This is a genomic window from Anaerostipes sp. MSJ-23, assembly GCF_018918155.1.
Classification (GTDB): Bacteria; Bacillota; Clostridia; order Lachnospirales; family Lachnospiraceae; genus Anaerostipes.
Genome location: NZ_JAHLPY010000001.1, coordinates 262,195 through 286,489 on the forward strand (window position 1 = coordinate 262,195; position 24,295 = coordinate 286,489).

Below are 24,295 nucleotides of genomic sequence, written 5' to 3' on the forward strand. Positions count from 1 at the left end.
ATGGCTACTGAATAAATTCCTCGCCACTTCTTTTGCATTCCGCCTTAGAAATTTCATTTCTCTACAGACTCGTAAAACACTTTGTGTTTTTCTCGTTGAAAATGCCCATCTGTGTGCATGCGTGGCTACTGAATAAATTCCTCGCCACTTTCCTGCACACATCTTATTGAAAGATTTCATCTTTCAATAAGGGATTGCAAAGCAATCCCTAGGCATTTTCAAATTGGCTGTTGTATAGATCGGCATAGAAGCCGCCTTTGGCTAAGAGTTCTTCATGGTTTCCTTGTTCTACGATGTCTCCATGATTCATAACAAGAATGACATCTGCGTCTTTTATCGTTGAGAGTCTATGTGCAATGACAAAACTTGTTCTTCCCTGCATGAGGTTATCCATAGCCATTTGAATTCTTTCTTCCGTTCTTGTGTCTACGGAGCTTGTTGCTTCGTCCAAAATCAATATTTTTGGATCAGCTAGAATTGCTCTTGCTATAGTTAAAAGCTGTTTCTGTCCCTGAGATACATTATTACTTTCTTCATTTATTACCATATCATATCCGCCCGGTTGTGTCACGATAAAATGATGAGCAAATGCTGCTCTTGCTGCTCCCTGAATTTCTTCTTCGGTTGCATCTAGTTTTCCATATCGAATATTATCGCGGATAGTTCCATTATAAAGCCAAGTATCCTGTAATACCATTCCAAAAAGCTGACGAATATCACTTCGAATAAATTCACGAATATCATGCCCATCAATTTTGATTGCTCCTGCATTGACGTCATAAAAACGCATCAAAAGTTTAATCAACGTTGTTTTTCCTGCTCCAGTCGGTCCAACAATGGCTACTTTTTGTCCTTCTTTTACATTGACAGAAAAATCATTAATAATCGTCTGTTCTGGATTATATCCAAAATTGACATGTTCAAAGGATACATTTCCACTTAATGACTCAATTGGAACTGGATTCTTTGCTACTTCTGTTTCTTCCTCTTCTTCTAAGAATTCAAAAACACGTTCTGCAGATGCCGCTGTCGTCTGCATCATATTTCCTACCTGAGCAAGCTGTGTAATTGGCTGGCTGAAGTTTCTAACATATTGAATAAAGGACTGAATCTGTCCAACTTTAATGGAATTTTTAATAACCAAATATCCGCCAAGAATTGCTACAGCTACATATCCAAGATTTCCAACAAACTGCATCAACGGCATCATAGCTCCAGAGAAAAACTGTGATTTCCATGCGGAATTATAAAGTTTTTCATTAACATCTTTAAACTCTTTGATTACACTTTCTTCTTTATTAAAAGCTTTTACAATGTTATGTCCACTGTAAATTTCTTCTACCTGTCCATTGAGCTCTCCCAAATGTTTTTGCTGAGCTTTAAAGTATGGCTGTGATTTTGACATAATCAATGCAATCAACCCCATAGATAATGGCAGTGTTAATAGAACTGCTCCTGTCATTGGAAGGCTGATACGAAGCATCATAACAAGCACTCCGACAATCTGTGTTGCCGATGTGATAATCTGCGTCATACTCTGATTCAAACTCTGTCCAAGCGTATCCACATCATTGGTTACACGAGATAAAACTTCTCCATATGTCCTACTTTCAAAATATTTCATTGGCATACGGTGAATCTTTTCCGAAATGTCTTTTCTCATCTGGTAACTAACATTGTTTGATACATGTGTCATAATCAATCCCTGAATAAAGGAAAAGACCGCACTAATCACATATAATCCAAGTAACAATAATAAAATATGTGTTACCTTATCAAAATCAATTCCACCAGTTCCACTGATTTTTCGGATCAATCCGTTAAAAATTTCTGTTGTAGCATCTCCTAAAATTGTTGGTCCTACAATATTAAAGACTGTACTTGCAATTGCAAAAATAATAACTAAAATAATTGGAAGATAAAAACGTCTCATATAGCGAATCAGTTTTTTCATCGTTCCCTTCAAATCTTTTGCTTTTTCACCTGGTGCCATTCCTGCACCTGGTCCTCTCATTGGGCCTCTTCCCCGAGTTGCACGATTACTCATGTGCAGACACCTCCTTTGCTTTTTTAAGATCCTCTTCTGACAGCTGTGACTTCGCAATCTGCTGATAAACCGGACAGCTTTCTAAGAGTTCCTGATGTGTTCCTTTTCCAACAACATTTCCTTCATCAAGAACAATAATCTGATCGGCATGAAGGATTGTACTAATTCTCTGTGCCACGATCAAAGTGGTACTTCCATGTGTCTCTTTCTGTAATGCACTTCGAAGTTTTACATCTGTCTTATAATCAAGCGCTGAAAAACTATCATCAAAAATATAAATTTCTGGATCTTTTGCTATAGCTCTGGCAATAGAGAGACGCTGTTTTTGTCCTCCTGATACATTAGAACCACCCTGCGCAATTGGTGACTGATACTGTTCTTCCTTTTCCTCAATAAAGTCTGTTGCCTGTGCAATCCTTGCCGCACGTTTTACTTCTTCTTCACTTGCATCTTCTTTTCCATATTTTAAGTTGGATTCAATTGTTCCAGAGAATAAAACTCCTTTTTGAGGAACATATCCAATCTTATCACAAAGATCCGACTGACGTACCTCACGAATATCCTGTCCATCAACGAGAATACTTCCACGAGTAACATCAAAAAATCTTGGAATCAAATTAATTAATGTAGATTTTCCACTTCCAGTACTTCCAATAAATGCGGTCGTTTTACCTGCTGGTGCTACAAAACTGATATTATGAAGCACAGCCTCATCTGCATCTGGATAACAAAAATAAACATTTTTAAATTCCACTTCCCCTTTTTTCTCTGGAAGGAATGGTTTTGGTTCTTTTGGATCTTTGATCATAATTTCCATATCAAGAATTTCATTGACACGTTCTGCCGCAACCTGAGCTCTTGGCATCATAATTGATACCATGGAAATAAATAAGAATGCCATAATAATCTGCATTGCATACTGAATAAATGCCATCAAATCTCCAACCTGCATTTTACCAAGATCAATATTATGGGCACCAACATATACAATTAAAACGGTAAGACCATTCATAATCAACATCATGATTGGCATCATAAATGTCATTGCGCGGTTAACAAATAAGTTTGTCTTCATCAAATCCATATTGGCCTTATCAAAACGCTCTTCTTCGTGCTTTTCCGTACTAAATGCACGAATAACAGAAAGTCCTGTAAGAATTTCTCTTGTTACAAGGTTTAAGCGGTCAATTAATTTTTGTAATACTTTAAATTTAGGCATTGCCACTTTAAATAAAACAAAAATAACAAGCATAATTGCAATGACACCAACCGCAATGGTCCACGTCATTTTTGCATTCGTCGTCAAAACCTTAAAAATTCCTCCAATTCCAAGCAACGGTGCATAAACAACAATACGGAACATCATCGTCATAAACTGTTGAATCTGCTGAATATCATTCGTACTTCTTGTAATCAAAGATGCTGTAGAAAATTTATCAAACTCGGAGTTTGTAAAATCCATAACCTTCTGGAAAATATGATCTCTTAATACACGGCTTAATCTTGCAGCTAATCTTGCTGACAGTAAAGTTACAAGTACTGCTGCTGCCATAATCAGAAATGCAAGACCTACCATCTTGGCTCCAGTTGTCAAAAGATAATGAATCTGAACCTGATCCATATCAATTCCAATCGCTTTATATTCTGACTTTACAAAAGAAACTGCAGCCTGACTAATAATACTATCTGGCATATCCTTAAGATTCATATGTTCCATCTGTTTCATCATTTTTTTCTGACTGTTACTTAAAGATGCTGCAGCTTTTGGATTTGCTGCAATCTGTTGTGCCATTTGAGCAGACAGATTGATCATTCCCTTTGACATCGCTGTATCAAGCTTTTCTCTTTCATCTTTTGTAATTTTTTTTCTTACATAAAGACGTCCTTTTTTATAATCTTTATATTTAGAATCATGAACCTGCTTCTTACTATAAAGTTTATATGCATCCTTCATCCTGTCTACATCTTTTTGCTTCATGACCTTCTCAAGACCAAGAAACGTCTCTTCTCTCATAACATCCGGTACTGCATCTTCAATTCCTCCCTGTTGAATTCCAACATTGACGATCTTTGATGTGTACGTCGGCAATGAAAGATCACATGTTGCCTGTATGACAAGCAAAATAACAATGCATATCACCGGCACATATGCTTTTTTCAAATATCGAAATAATTTAAGCATTTCCTTTTTCCTTTCCTTCATTTAATAATCCAATCTGTTCATCCAGACAATCACAAAATTTATTTAAGAGATCATACAACTGCTTTTGCTCCTCCTCTGTAAAATAATTCATAATACTTTCCTGAACGTCCGCAAATCGCTCTCTTGCTTTTTCGCAAATAACTCTTCCTTCTTCCGTAAAATAAATTCTGCTTCTCCTGGAATCTTTTGGATCCTGTTTTTTTAAAATTAACCCATTCTTCTCCATCCGCCCAATCATTACATTTAATGTCGGAGGTTTAATTCCAAGGCGGTCTGCCAGTTCTCTTTGGCTTAATCCTTCCTCTCTCCAAAGTGTCACCAAAAGAGGCATCTGCCCAGGATAAAGATTTTTTTCTTTTAACAGAGCATATCCATAAGCTGCACTTTTATGATTGACTCGCCCAAGCAAATGATAAATACCTTCTCTACCGTACATAGAAACTCCTTTCTTTTTCTATTTTTCCAATTCATTAGACACCTAATCATTAGATAGCTAACTGATATATTAACACTTTGATCTTCAAATATCAATGCTATTTTGCTAAAATATAGTTAAAATTTACAAAATAGAAAGGAGTTTTTTCATGGCACTTGAACCATATAGCCAAGCACGGAAACTGGCAGTAAAAAATTTCCGTTCTGATTCCTCCAGAGGAATTTATCCTTATCTTCAGGTACTAGATGAAATTTTATCTTATACGGATATTGTAGCGGAAACAGAATTAGGACTTGTTGACATTCCACTGGAGTCTATCGTTGGAACGAAAAGTGCCGGACGCACCAACGCTTTTGCCAGCAATTTTATGCCTCTTTTATCAGAATCATCCGAATTTTCTTCCAAATGGTCAAATTTATATGAATCCCATATGAAAGAAGGTATTCGTGATCCGATTTGAGCCTATGAATTTATGAACCATTTTTATGTTTCTGAAGGAAATAAAAGAGTTAGTATTTTAAAATTTTGTGACGCTGTCACAATTCCAGGATATGTAACAAGAATCATTCCAAAGCCAAATCATACAAAAGAAAATCGAATTTATTATGAATTTCTTAATTTTTACAAAGAATGTGGCATCAATTATTTAAACTTTAGCCAAATTGGAAACTATAAAAAGATTTTAGAACTTCTTGGAAAAAATTTTCACTCCACCTGGACAGATGATGAAAAAAAGACGTTTCATGCCTCTTATTATCGTTTTTTAAAAATTTTTGAAAAAAAGAAGGAAAAAACCTTTCTCTGACACCAGGAGATGCTTTTCTTATTTTCTTTGAGATCTACGGATATGAAGATCTTTTAAAAAAAGACCTTTCAGAAATTTCAAAAGAAGTAACGGCAATCTGGAAAGATTTCCAAATGTATCCATCCAAACCTTCCGTAAAACTTTTGATGGATTCTAAAGATCCAGGTCCTGAAAAAAAACGATTTAACTTAAATCTTCTTTTTCCAGCCGGAAAATTAAAAATTGCTTTTATTCATAATAAATCACCTGAAACTTCCAGCTGGACTTATGGACATGAATTAGGCCGAGCTTATCTTGAAGATAGCCTTAAAGAGAAAGTTGAAACAAAAGCATGGTTTCATGTAGATTCTCCAAAAGCCGAACAAAAGGCTTTTGAAGAAGCAATCTCTTGGGGATGCTCCGTTATTTTTTCAACTTCACCACTTTTATTATCTTCAAGTATAAAATATGCCACGAAGTACCCAAAACTTTGTGTTTTAAACTGCTCTTTAAATACTGGTGATGATCACATAAAAACATACTATGGCAGGCTCTATGAAGCCAAATTTTTAATGGGTGCTGTGGCTGGTATTATGTCCAAAAGTGATAAAATCGGCTATATTGCAGATTACCCAGTTTTTGGAATGATTGCCAATATCAATGCCTTTGCACTTGGTGTACGCATGATCCGACCAGAAGCTAAAATTTATTTAGAATGGTCCACATTAAAACATAATAATGTAGAAAAAATACGAAAAGACTTTGCAATTTCTTTCATTTCCGACCGTGATTTTATGATTCCAAACAAAGACTCTAACCGATTTGGTCTTTATCAGACAGATGGAAAACAACCCGTCAACCTGATTATGCCAACATGGAATTGGGGTGTATTTTATGAAACAATTGCCAAAAGTATTTTAGATGGAACATGGAAACGGCGATGGAAAAACTTCGCTCAATTATTGGTGGGGTATGTCTTCGGATATGATTGATGTCATTTATTCCTCTAAACTGCCCTCTGGAACAAGACAACTGATCAATTTACTTCGAAAGTCTATACAAATTGGAGATTTCAACCCATTCTCCGGAACCATTTACTCTCAGGACGGTCTTGTACATAACAACCCAGATGCGATCACACCAAAAGAAATCGTAACCATGGACTGGCTTTGCGATAATATTATCGGCTCTATTCCAACCATGGACGAAATAAGCGATGAGGCAAAATCCATCGTGGAACTCCAGGGTGTATCCAAAGCAAAACAGACAACAAAGGAGTCACTATGAAAACATTAAATATCCTTGTCCTGGCAGATGAAGAATCTGCCTCGCTATGGGATTTTTTTGAACCATCCAAACTGGAAGGAATTGACTTAATTATCTCATGTGGAGATTTAAATCCTCAGTACCTTTCCTTCCTTGCAATTTTTTTTCACGGTCCAGTCCTCTATGTTCATGGAAACCATGATGAATGTTACAAAGATACTCCTCCTGAAGGATGTATCTGTATTGAAGATCAGATTTATGAATACAAAGGTCTTCGGATTCTTGGTCTTGGAGGATCTATGAAATACAGAGAAGGAGCTCACCAATATACACAAAAGCAAATGCAAAAACGCATTCGCCGCCTTCGATTTCAATTATTCCGTAAAAAAGGATTTGATCTTTTGGTTACGCATTCTCCTGCTTACCAATTAAACGATGGAGAAGACCTCCCACATCAGGGATTTTCATGTTTTTTGAATCTTCTTGATAAATACCATCCTAAATTTTTTATTCATGGACACATGCATTTGTCCTATGACCATACTTTAAGAAGAATTTCTCAATATAAGGAAACCATTGTTATCAATGCTTTCGAAAAATATGTCATCGAATGTCCCATAGACGAAATGTAAAAATGCGGCAGACTTTTTTCGTCTGCCGCATTTTTTTATCTTATGCGTTTCTTCCGCAACATTTTTTATATTTCTTACCACTTCCACATGGGCAAGGATCATTTCTTCCGATTTTCTTTCCTTTTACAACCGTTGTTGAATTTCTTGATTCCTTATACAGTTCTTTTCTGCGTTCTTCTGTCAGGATATCATCCCATGCTTCTAATGTATATAACCATTCTGCACGGCATCCAACCATGTTATAATATAATTTTTCAAAATCAATATCCAGGCTTACCTGTGTATCTTCTTCCATTTCTTCAATCGGATTTGGCTCTTTTAAGCTGTCATTGATTCCATCCAGAAAACCAACAAAGATCTGAAGATCTGTATCAAACTTTTCAGCTAACTCTTTCACAGTACCAGTCACAACAGTATCTTTGTCAGCTAAAAGCTTTTCATAGATTCCTTTTTCAATATTGAAATATGTAAGCCAAAACTGCTGACCTTCTTTTGTATTGTCATCAAATTTATATGCGTAATCACGCCATTCCTGTAATAATCCCATTATCTTCCATCCTTTTCTATCAAAATGTTATTTACCTTAGCTACTATACCAAATTTCGCTATGATTTTCAACATAATTCATCGGATAAAAATTTACTTCTGGTTTTTCTTCGCGATTGCTGCATCCACAACATGGCTTACCAATACGGATGTTGTAACTCCTCCAATTCCTCTTGGTACTGGTGTGATCGCTTCTACAATTTTTTCTGCTTCTTCAAAGTTTACATCTCCGCAAAGTTTTCCTTCTTCATTTACATTGATTCCGACATCCAGTACAACTTGTCCTTCTCTTAGATAACTTCCATCAACGACACCTGCTTTTCCTGCGGCTACAACAACAATGTCTGCTTCTTTTACAACCGATGACATATCAACAGTTCTTGTATGACAGATTGTTACAGTCGCATTTTTCTTTACAAGCATCATAGCTACTGGTTTTCCTACAACAAGACTTCTTCCTACGACAACGACCTTCTTTCCAGTACAGTCAATTCCATAATGATCCAGGACTTCGATGCAAGCACTTGGAGTACATGGTGCATATCCCATCTCTTTTCCCATAAAAACTCCTGCCATGGATAAATCTGTAATTCCATCTACATCTTTTTCTACAGCAAGTGTATTAATAATTTTATCTTCATTTAAATGTTTTGGAAGTGGTCTAAAAAGCAGAACCCCATGAATTTCTTCGTCTTTATTGACTTTTTCAATTGTTTCCAATACCTGTGCTTCTTCGACATCGGCTGGTAATACAAATTTTTCACATGCTACCCCTAATGTTTCACAACGTTTCGTTGCTCCTCTTTCGTAAGAGAGATCATCTTCACGTTCTCCAATTCGAATGATTCCAAGCTTTGGTGTGACACCTTCTTGTTTTAATTTTGCTACTTTTTCTTTTATTTCTTCATTTAAAGATGCATTGACTTCTTTTCCTAATAATAATTTTGCCATCGGCTTTCCTCCTGCTGCTTTTCTTATCTGATGTTTTTGCTTACTTCTTCGAAAATACGATCCGCTTTTGCTTCGTACTCTTTACGAATGCTATCTGCCGTTTGATTTAATTGTTTGGCAACCGCTCTATCTTTCATCGACTTTGTATTAATGTAAATATTGAGGGATGCTCCCTGAAGTGCTGATTTTAAAAGAGTTGCCCCTACACCTGCATCACTTAATGCAATCTTACTTCCTTTTTGTGCAAAGACTTCTACCAAATCAATTCCTCTCGCACACGTTTTCATGATCTCTACGGGTACACTACATGCCTCTTTTAATGCTTCTTCCATAACTTTTTCTTTCGTCGCAATTTCTTCTGGTGTTGATTTTGGCAGTCCATAGGCCTTACTCAACGGTTCAAAAGCCTGTGCATCTTTATCCATCAGTTCCAGAAATTCTTTTGCAATTTCATCGGCTTCTTTTTTACATTTTATAATTTCTTCTTCTACATCTTTATATTTTTTCTTTCCAACCGTAAGGCTTCCTACCATATTTCCAAGTGCAATCCCGATAGAACCAACCAATGCCGATGCTCCACCTCCGCCTGGGACAGCTGCTTTACTTGCAAGAACATCAATAAATTCTTCACATGAATACTCTTTAAAATAATTTTTTTCTTCCTTTGTACTATTGTTCATGTCACACCCTCGCTTTCGTAAAAAAATTATGGACTTATTATACACTTCTCATTCCTAAAAAACAAGAAAATCCATTTCTTTTCAATGATCTCCATTTATTCTATGTTAACAAGGCACACAAAAATCCCCCATTCCACGCCTTTGTGGAACAGGGGAATACTTAAGGGGAGGATAAGTATTTCTTTATCCAGTTACTATCAACTGGATACTACTATTATGTCCCTCCCAAAAATATTTATACATCGTTTTCAATTTATTTTAAAAAAGTCGTTTGCATGCTTTGACAATCTCATTTAAAATAATCACAGTCAGTGAAGTGAGAATCATCTTCACCCACATCATGCCAGAAAGTGGTACAGTTTCAAAGACAGCAGTTCCAAACTGTGTGATTGCAGCCTGCAAAATCAATACCAATAAAAATACACCAAGCATCAGCTTATTATTTAAAATGTTCTTAAACATTGGTGTATCATCTAGTTCTCTGCAATTAAATGCATTGAATAACTGGAAGAGTACAAAAAGTGTAAATAATACCGTTGCCTCTTCTTCCTTTGCTGCTCCAAGAAAATTTGTAAAATGTTGGAGCATAAAAATGACAGAAATATAAATTCCATTCAGGAAGATCCGAACTAACATTTTCTTTGAGATGATACTTTCATTTCTTTTGGTTGGCGCATGTTTTAATAAATCCTCGCGAATTGGTTCTAGTCCAAGGGTTAATGCTGGCGGCCCATCCATGATGATATTGATCCATAGAAGTTCCAAGGCAGTAAATGGTGCCGGGAATCCTGCAAGAATAGATGCAATAACAACAACCACAGAAGAAACATTGACCGTTAACTGGAACTGAATAAATCGTTTAAAGTTTTCGTAAATTCCTCTTCCCCATTGTACTGCCTTTATAATAGTAGAAAAAGAATCATCCAGAAGGACCATGTCACTGGCTTCTTTTGTTACTTCTGTTCCGGCAATTCCCATAGCAATTCCGACATCTGCATGTTTAATCGCTGGGGCATCATTAATTCCATCTCCAGTTACTGCAACAACATTTCCGTCTTCTTTTAATAATTTCACTACTCGCATTTTAACAAGAGGTGTACTTCTAGCAATAACTTGTATTTTCTTCAACGCTTCTTTCAGCTCTTCATCACTCATTGTTTCAATTTCAGAGGCTTCCACAGCAATATGGTTTTCATCAAGCATATGAAGTTCATTTGCAATCGCACGTGCTGTACGGATATTATCTCCTGTCAGCATTTTTACTTCAATACCAGCACTCTGGCATTTTTTAATAGATTCATAGACATCTTCACTCAACGGATCTGAGATCACAACAAATCCATCATAACAAAGATTTTGCTCTAGTTCTTCTTGTGTTTCTTTGTCAAAATTCTCTAATTCCTTATGAGCAAATGCGAGAAGACGACCAGCCTTGCTTTGAAATTCTTCCATCATATGACTGATCTTTTCACGTTCTTCTTCTGATACATTTTGACATAAAGAAAGAATTTTTTCTGGATTCCCTTTTGTATACAATATAAGTTTTCCATCTTCCATGACAATGGTACTCATATCCTTATTCTGAGAAGAAAATGGAAAGACACGAACAATGTTCGCTTCTTTTCGTAACGTACGATAATCTACGCCTGCTTTTTTTGCTGCAACAAGAAGAGAACATTCCGTTGGATTTCCGATGAAAGACCAAGTTCCATCTTCCTCTTTGATATTTGCATTGCTGTTAATACAATAATTATGAAGCAATAAAGGGTCCTTTAGTTTTTCCGGTTCTATCAATTTTTTATTCGTATAAATCTGTTGCACCGTCATTCTATTTTCTGTCAATGTTCCTGTCTTATCGGAGCAGATAATATTAACACACCCAATTGTCTCACAGGCAATCATTTTTTTCACAAGAGCATTTTCTCTTGACATTTTAATGATATTTAATGCAAGGGAAACGGCAACAATGGTTGGAAGCCCTTCTGGAACTGCAGCAACAATCAACACAATACTGGTGATAAATGCATCTGAAACGGTATTTAAATTCATCTGATGATTCATAACAAACTGAACAACCTGAATCAAAAACACAATAGCTGCTGCTGAAGCTCCAAGAACTGTAATTCCTTTTCCAAGCTTATCTAGTTTTTCCTGAAGAGGGGTTGTTGTTTTTTCAATCGAAGACAGTTCCTGTGCGATCTGCCCAAATTCTGTTGCATTTCCAACACCTGTAACAATCATTTTTCCACTTCCAGCAGAAACAAAACATCCAGAATAAAGCATATTTTTTCTTTCGGCTACTGGTGTAGCCTCTGGACAGACAACATCTGCCTGTTTTTTCACTGGAAGGCTCTCTCCCGTCAATGCTGACTCATCTACACTTAAGTCATTACTGGAAAGAAGTCGTCCATCTGCAACAATTTTGTCTCCTGTTTCAATCAACAAAAGATCTCCAACAACAATTTCTTTTTGTGTAACCAACTGCGGCTGTCCATCTCTAATAACTTTAATCAATGTGTCTTCATTAAGTTTGTTAAGTGCTTCAAATGCTTTCGCACTCTTTCCTTCCGTAACAATCGTGATCACTACCGACAAAATAATTGCCGCAAAAATACCAGCACATTCCAGGAAGTTATACTCACCACCCGTAAAATATCTTGTAATATTCACGGCTAAAGTAATGATTGCTGCAAAAATGAGCATAACAAGCATTGGTTCTGTGGATGCATCCCAGATTTTTTTTGCCATCGATTCCCTGGCGTGACGTACAAAAGAATTTGCACCATAAGTTTTCCTAGAACTTTGTACCTGTTCTTTTGTCAGACCACGTTCTTCGTTGGTACCTGCTTTTTTTAATATCTTCTCCTGAGACATCATAAATGCATGTTTCATAGTTTTTCCTTTCTCCTTCGTTTTTTCTTTATAAAATGAAAAAATGCCTCGTGCAATCCATAAACTGCATGAGACAAAAAAAGAGACTTCTCGTACAGCAGATTACTATACATGAGTCTCGTTGATTAAGGCAAACCAGACCTTACGGTCAGTATGTTGACTTGCCGCGCACTGCGCCACTACTCCCTCACGGGCTTTTCAATTCTTGCTCACTTTATCATAAAAAACGATAGTTAGTCAACGCAAACTTGTCAGTTTCAATAAATTATGCTACGATGGCATTAAACACATATCGAAAGGAAATTTTTATGCAAAATTTTATGAAAAAAGCCGGTGCCATTTTTCTTATTTTATCATTACTTCTTATCATTGGTCTCACGTTCTATTTTGGTATTACAGGAAGCGATGCTTTTCTTGGAATGGTCGCCCTTATGATTTTCTATCCTGTTTTTTTATGGGCTATGAGTTATGTATTGAAATGGGGCAGGGATAAAAATAAGAAAGAATCCCATTAATTTTGGGGTTCTTTCCTATTTTGTCTACTCTATTTCTTTAATATGTCTTAAATAATCTCTTATTTGTTTTTCATATCCATTTTCTGTTGGTTTGTAAAAGGTTGTACCTACCAATTCATCTGGAAGATACTGCTGTTTCACATAATGCTCTGGATAATTATGTGCATATTGATATCCGATTCCATGACCAAGTTTTGCCGCACTCTTATAATGAGCATCTTTTAAATGATTTGGAACTTCTCCAATCTTTTGATTCCGTACGGCAGAAAGTGCCTGATCAATCGCCATATAAGCAGCATTGCTTTTTGGTGCACTTGCTACATAGGTCACTGCCTGTGCAAGAATAATCCTTGCTTCTGGGAGACCGATTCTTTCAACAGCCTGCGATGCTGCAACTGCAACTTGCAGTGCCTTTGGATCTGCGTTTCCAACATCTTCTGACGCACAAATCATAATTCTTCTTGCAATAAACGTGACACTTTCTCCTGCATCAATCATTCTAGCCAAATAATAAATGGCTGCATCCGGATCTGATCCACGCATACTTTTAATAAAAGCCGAAATTACATCGTAATGGTTATCTCCATTTTTATCATATCTCGTTGCTCTGCGCTGGATACACTCTTGCGCAACTTCCATATTGATAACAATATTTCCATTTTCCTCTGGCTTTGTCGTAAGAATACCAAGTTCTATCGCATTTAATGCACTTCTGGCATCTCCCTGTGCCATATCTGCAAGAAAATCCATTGCATCTTCTTCAATTCTTGCATGATAAATTCCCATGCCTTTTTCTTCATCATAAACAGCCCTTTGGATCAGTTTCTTAATATCATCTTTTCCCAATGGATATAACTGAAAAATATTAGATCTGGAAATCAACGCCTGATTCACTTCAAAATACGGATTTTCTGTTGTTGCCCCAATCAAAATGACCGTTCCGTCTTCCACAAAAGGTAAAAGATAATCTTGCTGCGCTTTATTAAAACGATGAATTTCATCAATAAAAAGAATTGTTTTTTTCTGAAACATTCCAAGAGCTTCTTTCGCATTTTGGATTGCCTCCTGCATTTCTTTTTTTCCAGATGTCGTTGCATTCATCTGTACAAAATTTGCCTTTGTTGTATTAGCAATCACCTTGGCCAATGTCGTTTTCCCGGTTCCCGGAGGTCCATAGAAAATGATTGATCCAAGTTTATCTGCTTTAATTGCGCGGTACAAAAGCTTATCTTTTCCAATAATATGTGACTGACCCACTACCTCATCTAATGTCGTCGGGCGCATTCTACCCGCCAAAGGAGACTCTTTCTCTTTGTTTAATTCTCTTGCATAGTCAAATAAATCCATGATATTTCCTCCAGAAATTATCTTAGCATAGCCCACTGACAAAATCTATCAATTCTTAAGAGTTTTTTTATAAATAAGACATGATTTTATCATATTCCTCTGCTATAATAAAGGAAGTAAAAAAGTAAAGCACACAAGTGGAGTTATCATGGAAAAAGCATTAGTTGAAAAGATTTCCTATACGGAAGTAACAAAGAATATTACTCAGGCTGAATATGAACGGACCCAGGAGGAATATCTTTTATCAAAGTCACCTGAAAAATATATGATCAGTCTTCCCATTCGCGTGTTAATGTTTGAGAGTGTGGAAGATCATCCGCAATTTACCTATTATTTCTTCGAAAAGAATCATGAAGAATTATTCTTGATTCAAAGAAGCCGTAAAAACAATGTTGTTGACAAAACAAGATTTCGTCTTACAAAAGAACAAGGACAGATGATTCTTGCACATGATTATCAATTTTTGTTAGATAGTGATGAACCTGCCTTTAACTCTTTGTATTTTCAGTTTACAGTCAATCGTCTGAAACCGACATACAAAAAAGAATGCATTCGCAAGATTTTTCATCCAAATCGTTTTCTTGATGAAATTATTGATATTTCCATCGTAAGAACTCCTTATGGAGCTGATGATCATTTCTTTGATTCCAGTTCTAAAGGAAAACTTCGATCTGTTAATTCCAATAATCTTCGAAAGAATACAAGACATTATCTAACTCTGTCTGATCCGATGAAAAATTTACTGGAATTTCAGAATTCTTTATTACACTCGTAAAAATCAGGCTGATGACTTCTTGTCATTGGCCTTTTCTCTTTATGCTCTTTGATGTTTATGAAGGTATTTTTCTCTTGTCGCAAAACCACCACGAATATGACGTTCTTGCTTGTTAATATTTAAAATTTCTCTTGTCTGTTTTGCCAATGAAGGATTAATTTTTGATAATCGCTCGGTCACGTCCTTATGTACGGTTGATTTTGAAATCCCATACACCTTTGCTGTCTGTCGGACAGTTGCCTTGTGTTCAACAATATAATGCGCAATCTCTACTGCTCTCTCCTCAATGTAATCTTTCATAAAATACCCCTGCATGATTTGTTTTTTACAATCTATGCAAAAACTCATGACGGTATGTCTTATTTGGGAGGATCCTATGAACTTAAAACACCTTGAATATTTTATTGCTGTTGTACAGGAGGGAACTATTTCTGCAGCGGCCAAAAGACTTCATATTTCACAACCACCACTAAGCACTGCTATTCATCAGCTGGAACAAGAACTTAAGACAACTTTATTCTATCGTGGAAGCCGCCAAATTACTTTAACAGAATCTGGACGTTTTCTTTATCAAAGAGCGTGTACCATCCTTGATTTTTGTAATCAGACTTGTCAAACGATTGAAGATTTATCACGAGGTCTTTCTGGTACATTAAAAATTGGTCTCGCCTCTTCCGTTCACGATTTTTTTCTGGATGAATATGCGCTTTCATTTCACGAAAAATATCCTGATATTTATTTTGAGTTAACAGAAGCCACTACTTATGAACTCCTAGAAATGTTAGATTCCAACACAATCGAAGCTGCTTTTGTCCGAACACCTTTTCCATCTACAGAATTCGATTTCATCCGTCTTTGCAGCGAACCAATCGTTGCCTTTGGATACGAACACTTTTTTCCAGAGCAGGCAAAGGATACTCTAAAACTGTCTATGCTTTCGAATGCTCCCCTAATTTTATACCGCCGATGGCTAACTGTTTTAAAAAAAGAGTTTCAAAGACTTTCCATGACTCCCAACATTCTCTGCATTAACGATGATGCCAGGACCACTGTACAATGGGCAATGAAAGGCATGGGCATCGGTATTATTCCAAAATCTGCTGCTGATTCCGTAAAATCTACAAAAATGAAATCTCTTGCACTTTTTACAAAAAAACAACTTTCTTCGGATATTATTTGCATTTTTTCTACAGCTCAATATCGTTCAAATGCACTGCAGCAATTTTATGATTTTATGCATACAAAATCAAGATAAAGAAAAGCGCAACATTTCTGCTGCGCTTTTTGTTTTTTAGAAGTAAATTAACTGCTGTTTTGGTGGTTCTGCTTTTTCAATTCGAATAGCATTCAAAACCGGCATCGTTTTTTGATATGCCTCATTATATTCTACATGAATCTGTGCAGTTAATGTAACCCATTCTTTATTTAAAATACGTTTTAATGTTTTAGATTTTGTCTGATTTAATCTACATAAGTATCCGATAAATGTAATATCATCTTCACAGCATGTCATTGCCTTTCTTCCAGGGATAATCATTCCCGGTGGCATTTTAGGACTTCTGCGAACCTCTGCTTTGAATTCTACAACTTTTCCGTCATATACATCTGAGCGTTCCATAGCATCAATGTACCATACTCCATAATCATCATCTTCGATTTTAATAACATCCGCATTGATATCATATGGAAGCATTTCTTCTGTTTTCATTTCGCGTCCGTCTGCTCTCTCGAATCCAACCTGAGCCCTTGGATTCACTGCCTTGATACTTCTTCTGTAGCTTCCGACATTCGTATTATCATCACACCGATTGAAAATCACAAGGTCTGCCATTTTAAACATTTCCACAAATAAAGACTTCATATTTTTCATGTACATATCTGCAGTAGATGCATCCACTGTTACAATAGCCTGATAGAGTTCAATATCTGTCTCATCAATCACATCCATCAATCCTTCAATCTGATACATACCATTATATTCGATCATAATTCGATCTGGATAATAATTTTTCTGGCACGAAATAACAAATTCTTTTGTAAAATCTTCTATCTTGTCCAAATGAATGACAAATGAATTCGTTTTTTCCAACATCTCTTTATCAAATTCTTCCTCACCTTCTTCAAACGTAAGGATCATTGTTTTCTCGCCGTCATTAAAATAATCCTGGCTTAAAGTCTCCTTAATCAACGTTGTCTTTCCGCTTTCAAGGAATCCCCAGAATAAATATGCCGGTAATTCATACATGTTTCTTTTCCTCCTAATCTTCTTTGAAGAATAGCTGTCCTAATTTTTCTTCATCTAATTTGGATCCAATTACACAAATTCTTCCTGTATAATCTGCACTTCCTTCACGAATTTCATACTCTCCCGGTACAAGATCAAACTGAATCCAACTTCCATCTTCTGTTTGTAAAATTCCTTTGGAACGAAGAATGATTCCATAAGCTTCGTCCTCTGATAATTTCTTTAAGATACTCTCTAGATTCTCTTTGTTATATTTCTTTGGTGTTTCTTTTCCCCAACTTGTGAAAACTTCATCCGCATGATGGTGATGATGCTCATGGTCATGGTCGTGTCCACATCCGCATTCGTGATCGTGTTCATGATGATGGTCGTGTTCATGATCATGATCGTGATGATGCTCATGATGATGATCGTGTCCATGGTCATGATCGTGTTCATGATGACCTCCACATACCGGACAAATGTCCTCTTCTTCCATCATCTCTTTTACAAGATCATTTCCATCTTCCATAACTTTTAAGATCTGCTCTCCACTTAACTGATCCCATGGAGTTGTAATGATCGCTGCTTTTTCATTATGTTCACGAAGCAAAGAAACACAAGTATTCAATTTTTCTTCACTCAAGTCTCCTGTTCTGCTTAGGATAATAGATCCTGCATATTCTACCTGATTATTATAAAATTCACCAAAGTTTTTCATGTACATTTTGCATTTTTTTGCATCTGCAACCGTAACAAAACTATTTAATACAATTCCATCGGTATCTTCTGCAACCCCTTGGACGGCCTTAATTACGTCCGAAAGTTTTCCTACACCAGATGGTTCGATAATAATACGATCCGGAGCGTATTGTGTAATAACATCTTTTAATGCTGTTCCAAAATCTCCAACAAGGGAACAACAAATACATCCAGAATTCATTTCTGTTACTTCAATTCCTGCATCTTTTAAAAATCCACCATCGATTCCGATCTCTCCAAATTCATTTTCGATCAGTACCACTTTTTCATCGTTTAATGCTTCTTTTAACAACTTCTGAATCAATGTTGTTTTACCTGCACCTAAAAATCCAGAAATAATATCTATCTTTGCCATTTTTATACCTTCCTTCATTATTTTTAACCATATAAAACTATTTTACTACTTCCATAAGATTTGTCAAAACATTCTTTTCGTTCTATAATGAAAAAAAACATCATATTGCAAGGAGGAACTTATGAATCTTTCAAGACACTATTACCCAAATTACTCCGTTGGCACCGATGCTTACGCGGATATTCCACAAGTTTGCAAACGATATGGAACAAAAGCCGTGATTATTGGCGGCACCAGAGCATTAAAAGCTGCTGTACATCTTATCCAAGATGCTGTAAAAGGCAGCACCATTGAAATTACTGGCGTTTTTGAATATGGAGAAGAAGCAAGCCGCGAAAATATAGACGCATTAAATCAACACAAAGAAGTACAAGAAGCAGATATGATCTTTGCTTGTGGCGGCGGAAAAGCGATTGATACATGTAAAGTCCTCTCCCAAGAAAGTAACCGTCCGTTTTTTACCTTTCCTACAATTGCTTCTACCTGCGCATCTTGCACCTCACTTGGGATTATCTATCATCCAGATGGTTCCCTAAGAGAGTATTCTTTCCAAGAAAAACCGGCAGAATGGATTTTTATTAACACACAGGTGATTGCAGATGCCCCTAAAAAATATTTGTGGGCTGGAATTGGAGATACCATGGCAAAATTTTATGAATGTACTACAAGTGCTAGAGGACTAAAACTTGATCATGCAACTTCCATGGGTGCACAAATCAGCCACCTATGTGCCAAACCACTTGTTACTTATGGTGTTCAAGCTTTAAAAGAGTGTGAAGCGCATACCCCAGGTGAAGCATTAGAAGAAATTGTGCTTGGAATCATCGTTTCTACTGGTTTCGTTTCTAATCTGGTTGGTATCGATTTAAACACGGGTCTTGCGCATGCCTGTTATAATGGATTTACTGTTTGCAAATCTACAGAAGAACACGGACATCTTCATGGCGAAATTGTCGCTTACTGTATTTTAATCCTTTTGACTGTGGATCATCAAAAAGAAGAGTTTGAAAAAATTTATCAATTTTCAAAGAGTATGCATTTTCCAACAACACTTGCAGATATTCATGCTTCTCTTGATGATATGGATGCTGTCATTGCAAAAGCATTATCCGGTATTGATGTTAGAACTTGGCCTTACGAAGTAACTCCATCGATGATTCTTGATGCAGTGAAAAAAATCGAAGATTATAACAAACATCATTAATTCAAAGGACCTTTGAAAACAATATGTACCTAAAATCCTGGATACATATCAAAATCAAAGGTCCTTTTGATACCTTATTCTATCTCTGACATCTTATGTCCATATAAAGTATATAGTCTTAATTCCATCCAAAAATCCAATAATTGCTGCACAAATTCTTCCATTTGTTTTCGGTTTAAAAACATTATTTTTTGTCTTTGTAGTAGTTGAAAAACTTCTTTTGGAGAAACCCCAATTTTTAACATCTTTGATACAAATTCCGTTATTCCCATAGATTCTTGTACAGAGAATCGTAAATCATCCATCAAATATCCAGCAAAAATCATCGTGACTTCCTCAAGTCCATGTGCCAAATCATAAATCTCACTTTTTGCTGGAATATAAGGTTCATACGCCTCCCTTTCTTTTAAAATTCTTTCTACAATATCATCTTGTTCCAAAAGATAGCGTTCTGTAAGTCTTCCATCGTGATAAACCATCCAGTCTTTTCTTTTTAATGATGGAAGATAAATCTGAAACAACATTTCTTGCGGCTGCATTTTTTTATTTTGCTGGTAATTGTAAATTGCTGTAATTTCTTCCAAAGAAGCCGTTCCATATAAGCTTGTAATTCCACAGCAATAATTATAAGCAATGTTATATTGTTCATGTTTTTCCTGAAATTCATCGGTGTTGATTTTTTCATATACCCGTCGCACTTCTTCTGGAATAACCAACTGCTGTTTTTTATCCTTTAGAAGATATCCGCCAGAAAAGAAATATTGAAGCACATATTCCAGTTCTTCATCATCTTCTTCCATATCTTCTGGCTCGTAAAGAAACTGATCAAACAAATCGAGTTCTTCTTCTGTTGAGTATATAAAAAATTCTTGCATTACCTCAGGATCTAACACATAGGACGCTAAAACAGAAATTAACTGTTTTTTATTATATTTATAAGTTCCTGCCATATCATGAATTTTTGCAATTTTCTTCAACTGCTCCATCGTCATTTTTTCATAAAGCTCTTCTATACTATCCTGCCATACGTCTGGAAAATAGATTAAATTATTTTTCATCTTTTTTGTCCTTTACATATTTCTTAAATGGCCTTGGTGTCATGAAAGTACCAGTTGCACTTCCGACTAGTTCTTCCCCAACATAAGCTTTCCCCATAAAATTCATAATTGTTTTTCCTGCAGATACTGCCTCCGCACAAATTTTAATCGTTGACCCAGTTGGAATTCCTTTTAAAAATGTTGTAGAAATTTGCACTGTCGGAGCTACACTGTAATCTCCAAGCCCAGCCGTTAATGTTCCAAATGTAATGTCAAACATTCCCGCCAGAGAACCTCCAAATACAATTCCAAATACATTTTCATGAAATGGCGTTGCCTCATAAGTCATTGTAATACTTTTCTTATCATAATCATAATCTATAATTTTCCCTTTCAACTCATGAAAAATACTATTTTCTCTGATCTGATCGAGTGCTTCCATCCTACGTTCTATATTTCTTTTAAAACTTTCTCTGCTCATGATTTCCTCCAGATTTTTTATCCGTATGGTTTCCAATGTTACTCATTGTAGCACATTTCTATTTTTCTGTATAGAATGAGAATTTTTCGGAGAACCTAAAGAAAAAGGAGTAATTCAGATGATGGACAATGAAAATTTATTAAATGATCTTTACCAAAATGTTCAAATGGTACTGGAAACTTTACCACAAATTCGTAAAAGCACAAAAGACTGTGACTTTCAGGCCCTTTTAGATCAACAGGAAGCCGCTTATCATGAGCAGGAAGAAGCTATCCAGCAAGAAATCCGTGAACAAGGCTTTCACGCAGAAGACGCTGGAGAAATTTTGAAAACCTATTCTGAATGGATGACAAAACTAAAAGCTATTCGCGACTCTTCCACCTCACATCTTGCTGAAATGTGTATTCAAGGTTATACAATGGGCATGATTCAGTCCATTCAATCTTGGCATAAATACTGTAATGCTTCCAAACAGACACTTTCTATGGCAAAACATCTTTCTTGTTTTCACCAGGGCAGTATTGAGAGCTTGAAAAAATATTTGTAATACCTGTCTGGTTGTGTTATCATTAGTATTGTAATTGATAGATGTAATGTTCACGACCGACAAATTGGCTGCATTCAATTCTATGAATGTACCGCTAAAGATGCCGATCGTATTTTTTTGCGAAAAATTGTAATTTTTTGTAAAATCAATACATCTTTCTTATAATATCATATTAATTTTTTTTACAAAATGGAGGTACCCAAATGAACACTGGTACAGTAAAATGGTTTAATTCAGAAAAAGGTTATGGATTTATTTCTCAGGAAGAAGGAGATGACGTATTTGTACATTTCTCTGCAATCCAGGGAGAAGGATTCAAAACTCTGGAAGAAGGACAGAAAGTAAGCTTTGATATTGCAGAAGGACCTCGTGGAAAACAGGCAGAAAATGTTGCAAAATTAGCTTAATATAACTAAAAGAAGACAACCGAAACTTTCCGGTTGTCTTCTTTTTTTCTAATAATTACTCATCATCAAGTTCTATTACTTTTCGTGCAGCATCCTCATCTAGCATTCTGGATATCTTTGAACGAGAGGAAAAAACATTCGACAATCTCAATCTGATTCTATGTCATTTCACTGTTATAATAGAGGTTTGCAACACTGGCAAGCATATTGCGCTTTTCATAATCATTTAAATAACACTCCTCGCATACTGGATGTCCCAACATCCAACACAAGAATTCCCATAAATCCTCTCTTTCCAGAGATTTTTAAATCCAAGCCGAAGGACTCGCATCACTCGGCATTCTCAAATCTCCTCTTGGTGACACCGCTACACTTCCAACTTTTGGTCCATCTGGAAGACAAGAACGTTTAAACTGCTGGCTGAAAAATCTCCAATAGAATTTATCCAGCCATTTTTTAATTGTTTCTTTGTCATAAACATCTTTAAATGTCAGCTTTGCCATGCGATAAAGCTTTGCTTTTGGAAATCCAAAACGCATCATATAATACAGGAAGAAATCATGTAATTCATATGGTCCTACAAGATCTTCCGTCTTTTGTGAAATTACACCATCTACTGGCGGAAGCAGCTCCGGACTAACCGGAGTATCCAGCACGTCCATCAATACCTCAGATAATTTTTTATTTTCTGTTGTTTCTGCATAATAAAGAACCAGATAACGTACCAATGTCTTTGGTACAGAACAATTGACAGCATACATCGACATATGATCTCCATTATAAGTTGCCCACCCAAGCGCAAGTTCTGACATATCTCCAGTTCCAATTACCATTCCATTATACTGATTGGCCATATCCATTAAAATTTGTGTTCTTTCTCTTGCCTGTGAATTTTCGTATGTTACATCATGAACGCTTTCATCATGTCCAATATCTGCAAAATGCTGTCTAACTGCTTTTTCAATTCGTACTTCCTTTAAAGTTGCTCCAAGTTCTTTAATCAAAGATACTGCATTTTGGTAAGTACGATCTGTTGTGCCAAAACATGGCATGGTTACACAAACTAAATTTTTTCTTGGAATATCAAGCATGTCAAAAGCACGTGCTGTTACAAGAACCGCAAGGGTAGAATCAAGTCCTCCAGAAATTCCAACAACTGCATGCTGACAATGTGTATGTTCCAAACGTTTCTTTAGTCCCATCGACTGAAGAGATAAAATTTCATCACATCGTTTATCACGTTCGTCTCGATTATCCGGTACAAACGGCGTTTTTGGAAATGTTCTTGAAATTTTATTCTTTTTTACTTTCAAAGAAAATGGAATTTCTTCATAATCGTCCGTCTTTCCGCCAGGGAAAGAAGTCATTTTTCTTCGTTCTGCTGCAAGACGCTGCACATCAATATCTGCATAAATCGTTTCATTCGTAAAACGTTTTGCCTGTGCAAGGACAGAACCATTTTCACAAATCAAATGATGACCGCTGTAAACAACATCTTGTGTAGATTCTCCCTCTCCCGCATCTGCATAAAGATAAGCTGCCAAAAGTCTTGCAGACTGATTGGATACAAGATTTCTTCGGTATGTTTCTTTTGTTGTTGTTTCCACACTTGCAGATGGATTACAAATTACAGTTGCTCCTGCCATCGCATGGTAAGTACTAGGCGGAAGTGGTACCCATAAGTCTTCACACACTTCACAAGCAACAACAAGCTCTGGAATCTCTTCACATACAAATAGTTGATTCGTACAAACACTCACTGGCTCTTCATCAAACCACAAAATTTCATCCAAATCTTTTCCTGTTGTAAAATGACGAAGTTCATAAAACTCAGAATAATTTGGAAGATGTGTTTTGGGTACAATTCCAAGGATTTTTCCATCTGATATTACAACTGCACAATTATAAAGTTTTTGTTTTACAACAAGTGGGCATCCTACGACGACCAACATGTTTTCGCCCTTTGTTTCTTTTGCGATTTTTCCAAGCTGTCTCTTACATTCTGTAAGAAGCGGCTGCTGCAAAAACAGATCTCCACAAGTATATCCGCTGATTGTTAGCTCAGAAAACACCAAAAGACTGGCACCATTTGCTCCAGTCTCTTTGATGATTTCTATAATTTTTTCAGCATTATATACAGGATCTGCAACTTTAATTTTTGGTGTTGCACAGGCAACTTTAATAAATCCGTCTTTCATTTCTTT

At 36.2% G+C, this 24,295-nt stretch carries 25 protein-coding genes; 11 read left to right on the plus strand and 14 right to left on the minus strand.

Going from position 1 to position 24,295, the window contains the following annotated elements; genetic code table 11:
* Positions 1-208: 208 nt before the first annotated feature.
* Genes KQI71_RS01300 through KQI71_RS01310 form a run of 3 tightly spaced genes read right to left on the minus strand, consistent with a single transcriptional unit; the run spans position 209 to position 4,686 of the window.
* Entirely contained in the window at positions 209-2,047 is a 1,839-nt protein-coding gene (locus KQI71_RS01300; protein ID WP_216433298.1) for an ABC transporter ATP-binding protein, read from the minus strand.
* A complete protein-coding gene (locus KQI71_RS01305) occupies positions 2,040-4,229 on the minus strand; it encodes an ABC transporter ATP-binding protein (RefSeq protein ID WP_216433300.1) in 2,190 nt (729 codons plus the stop codon). The genes KQI71_RS01300 and KQI71_RS01305 overlap by 8 nt, the downstream gene beginning before the upstream one ends.
* The gene (locus KQI71_RS01310) at positions 4,222-4,686 is read right to left on the minus strand and encodes a MarR family winged helix-turn-helix transcriptional regulator (RefSeq protein WP_216433302.1); all 465 of its coding nucleotides are present in this window, start codon (positions 4,684-4,686) and stop codon (positions 4,222-4,224) included. The genes KQI71_RS01305 and KQI71_RS01310 overlap by 8 nt, the downstream gene beginning before the upstream one ends.
* A gap of 148 nt (positions 4,687-4,834) precedes the next feature.
* Here KQI71_RS01310 and KQI71_RS12320 point away from each other — a divergent pair, with 148 nt between their 5' ends.
* From KQI71_RS12320 to KQI71_RS01320, 5 genes are all read left to right on the plus strand, one after another.
* On the plus strand, positions 4,835-5,146 hold the full coding sequence (locus tag KQI71_RS12320; protein WP_253287869.1) for a hypothetical protein: 312 nt from the start codon (positions 4,835-4,837) through the stop codon (positions 5,144-5,146).
* Positions 5,147-5,158: 12 nt separating this feature from the next.
* Positions 5,159-5,491, plus strand: a complete 333-nt coding sequence (locus KQI71_RS12325) for a hypothetical protein (RefSeq protein WP_253287870.1) — start codon at positions 5,159-5,161, stop codon at positions 5,489-5,491.
* Between the two features lie 113 nt (positions 5,492-5,604).
* Positions 5,605-6,462, plus strand: a complete 858-nt coding sequence (locus KQI71_RS12330; protein ID WP_253287871.1) for a BMP family ABC transporter substrate-binding protein — start codon at positions 5,605-5,607, stop codon at positions 6,460-6,462.
* Positions 6,455-6,757, plus strand: a complete 303-nt coding sequence (locus tag KQI71_RS12335) for a hypothetical protein (protein WP_253287872.1) — start codon at positions 6,455-6,457, stop codon at positions 6,755-6,757. Before KQI71_RS12330 ends, KQI71_RS12335 begins: the two co-directional genes overlap by 8 nt.
* The gene (locus KQI71_RS01320) at positions 6,754-7,368 is read left to right on the plus strand and encodes a metallophosphoesterase family protein (protein ID WP_216433304.1); all 615 of its coding nucleotides are present in this window, start codon (positions 6,754-6,756) and stop codon (positions 7,366-7,368) included. The genes KQI71_RS12335 and KQI71_RS01320 overlap by 4 nt, the downstream gene beginning before the upstream one ends.
* A gap of 40 nt (positions 7,369-7,408) precedes the next feature.
* Here the strand turns inward: KQI71_RS01320 and KQI71_RS01325 are convergent, their stop codons facing one another.
* The 4 genes from KQI71_RS01325 to KQI71_RS01340 form a co-directional block, all read right to left on the minus strand.
* Positions 7,409-7,915 carry an SEC-C metal-binding domain-containing protein gene (locus tag KQI71_RS01325; RefSeq protein ID WP_216433307.1) on the minus strand — a complete coding sequence of 169 codons (507 nt, stop codon included), beginning with the start codon at positions 7,913-7,915 and terminating at the stop codon, positions 7,409-7,411.
* Between the two features lie 92 nt (positions 7,916-8,007).
* Positions 8,008-8,865: a bifunctional 5,10-methylenetetrahydrofolate dehydrogenase/5,10-methenyltetrahydrofolate cyclohydrolase gene (locus KQI71_RS01330; RefSeq protein WP_216433309.1), complete on the minus strand. Its 858-nt coding sequence runs from the start codon at positions 8,863-8,865 to the stop codon at positions 8,008-8,010.
* 23 nt (positions 8,866-8,888) lie between these two features.
* Entirely contained in the window at positions 8,889-9,545 is a 657-nt protein-coding gene (locus KQI71_RS01335; protein WP_216433311.1) for a cyclodeaminase/cyclohydrolase family protein, read from the minus strand.
* Positions 9,546-9,803: 258 nt separating this feature from the next.
* Complete coding sequence (locus tag KQI71_RS01340) at positions 9,804-12,437, minus strand: calcium-translocating P-type ATPase, PMCA-type (protein WP_216433313.1); 2,634 nt, start codon at positions 12,435-12,437, stop codon at positions 9,804-9,806.
* Positions 12,438-12,745: 308 nt separating this feature from the next.
* Between KQI71_RS01340 and KQI71_RS01345 the strand changes: the two genes are divergently transcribed.
* Positions 12,746-12,952 carry a hypothetical protein gene (locus tag KQI71_RS01345; RefSeq protein ID WP_216433315.1) on the plus strand — a complete coding sequence of 69 codons (207 nt, stop codon included), beginning with the start codon at positions 12,746-12,748 and terminating at the stop codon, positions 12,950-12,952.
* Positions 12,953-12,976: 24 nt separating this feature from the next.
* Here KQI71_RS01345 and KQI71_RS01350 read toward each other — a convergent pair whose 3' ends face one another.
* Positions 12,977-14,299 (minus strand): replication-associated recombination protein A, encoded by a 1,323-nt coding sequence (locus KQI71_RS01350; RefSeq protein WP_216433317.1) that lies wholly within the window; start codon positions 14,297-14,299, stop codon positions 12,977-12,979.
* A gap of 148 nt (positions 14,300-14,447) precedes the next feature.
* Between KQI71_RS01350 and KQI71_RS01355 the strand changes: the two genes are divergently transcribed.
* Positions 14,448-15,074, plus strand: a complete 627-nt coding sequence (locus KQI71_RS01355; protein WP_216433319.1) for a hypothetical protein — start codon at positions 14,448-14,450, stop codon at positions 15,072-15,074.
* A gap of 39 nt (positions 15,075-15,113) precedes the next feature.
* Here the strand turns inward: KQI71_RS01355 and spoIIID are convergent, their stop codons facing one another.
* A complete protein-coding gene (spoIIID, locus tag KQI71_RS01360; RefSeq protein WP_216433321.1) occupies positions 15,114-15,374 on the minus strand; it encodes a sporulation transcriptional regulator SpoIIID in 261 nt (86 codons plus the stop codon).
* A gap of 76 nt (positions 15,375-15,450) precedes the next feature.
* Between spoIIID and KQI71_RS01365 the strand changes: the two genes are divergently transcribed.
* Complete coding sequence (locus KQI71_RS01365; RefSeq protein ID WP_216433323.1) at positions 15,451-16,329, plus strand: LysR family transcriptional regulator; 879 nt, start codon at positions 15,451-15,453, stop codon at positions 16,327-16,329.
* 36 nt (positions 16,330-16,365) lie between these two features.
* On the opposite strand, the gene KQI71_RS01370 is transcribed toward KQI71_RS01365, so the two are convergent.
* Both KQI71_RS01370 and KQI71_RS01375 read right to left on the minus strand, forming a co-directional pair.
* Positions 16,366-17,319: a TIGR03943 family putative permease subunit gene (locus KQI71_RS01370; protein ID WP_216433325.1), complete on the minus strand. Its 954-nt coding sequence runs from the start codon at positions 17,317-17,319 to the stop codon at positions 16,366-16,368.
* Between the two features lie 13 nt (positions 17,320-17,332).
* Positions 17,333-18,415 (minus strand): GTP-binding protein, encoded by a 1,083-nt coding sequence (locus tag KQI71_RS01375; protein ID WP_216433327.1) that lies wholly within the window; start codon positions 18,413-18,415, stop codon positions 17,333-17,335.
* Between the two features lie 121 nt (positions 18,416-18,536).
* On the opposite strand from KQI71_RS01375, the gene KQI71_RS01380 reads away from it, so the two are divergent.
* Complete coding sequence (locus KQI71_RS01380; protein WP_216433334.1) at positions 18,537-19,619, plus strand: iron-containing alcohol dehydrogenase family protein; 1,083 nt, start codon at positions 18,537-18,539, stop codon at positions 19,617-19,619.
* A 74-nt stretch (positions 19,620-19,693) separates the two neighbouring features.
* Here the strand turns inward: KQI71_RS01380 and KQI71_RS01385 are convergent, their stop codons facing one another.
* The gene (locus KQI71_RS01385) at positions 19,694-20,677 is read right to left on the minus strand and encodes a hypothetical protein (RefSeq protein ID WP_216433336.1); all 984 of its coding nucleotides are present in this window, start codon (positions 20,675-20,677) and stop codon (positions 19,694-19,696) included.
* Complete coding sequence (locus KQI71_RS01390; protein WP_216433338.1) at positions 20,667-21,137, minus strand: PaaI family thioesterase; 471 nt, start codon at positions 21,135-21,137, stop codon at positions 20,667-20,669. The genes KQI71_RS01385 and KQI71_RS01390 overlap by 11 nt, the downstream gene beginning before the upstream one ends.
* Positions 21,138-21,255: 118 nt before the next feature.
* Between KQI71_RS01390 and KQI71_RS01395 the strand changes: the two genes are divergently transcribed.
* Both KQI71_RS01395 and KQI71_RS01400 read left to right on the plus strand, forming a co-directional pair.
* Positions 21,256-21,684, plus strand: a complete 429-nt coding sequence (locus KQI71_RS01395; protein WP_253287873.1) for an RNA helicase — start codon at positions 21,256-21,258, stop codon at positions 21,682-21,684.
* Between the two features lie 203 nt (positions 21,685-21,887).
* The gene (locus tag KQI71_RS01400; RefSeq protein WP_216433340.1) at positions 21,888-22,091 is read left to right on the plus strand and encodes a cold-shock protein; all 204 of its coding nucleotides are present in this window, start codon (positions 21,888-21,890) and stop codon (positions 22,089-22,091) included.
* Positions 22,092-22,396: 305 nt separating this feature from the next.
* On the opposite strand, the gene KQI71_RS01405 is transcribed toward KQI71_RS01400, so the two are convergent.
* Entirely contained in the window at positions 22,397-24,289 is a 1,893-nt protein-coding gene (locus KQI71_RS01405; protein WP_216433342.1) for an NAD(+) synthase, read from the minus strand.
* Positions 24,290-24,295 lie beyond the last annotated feature (6 nt).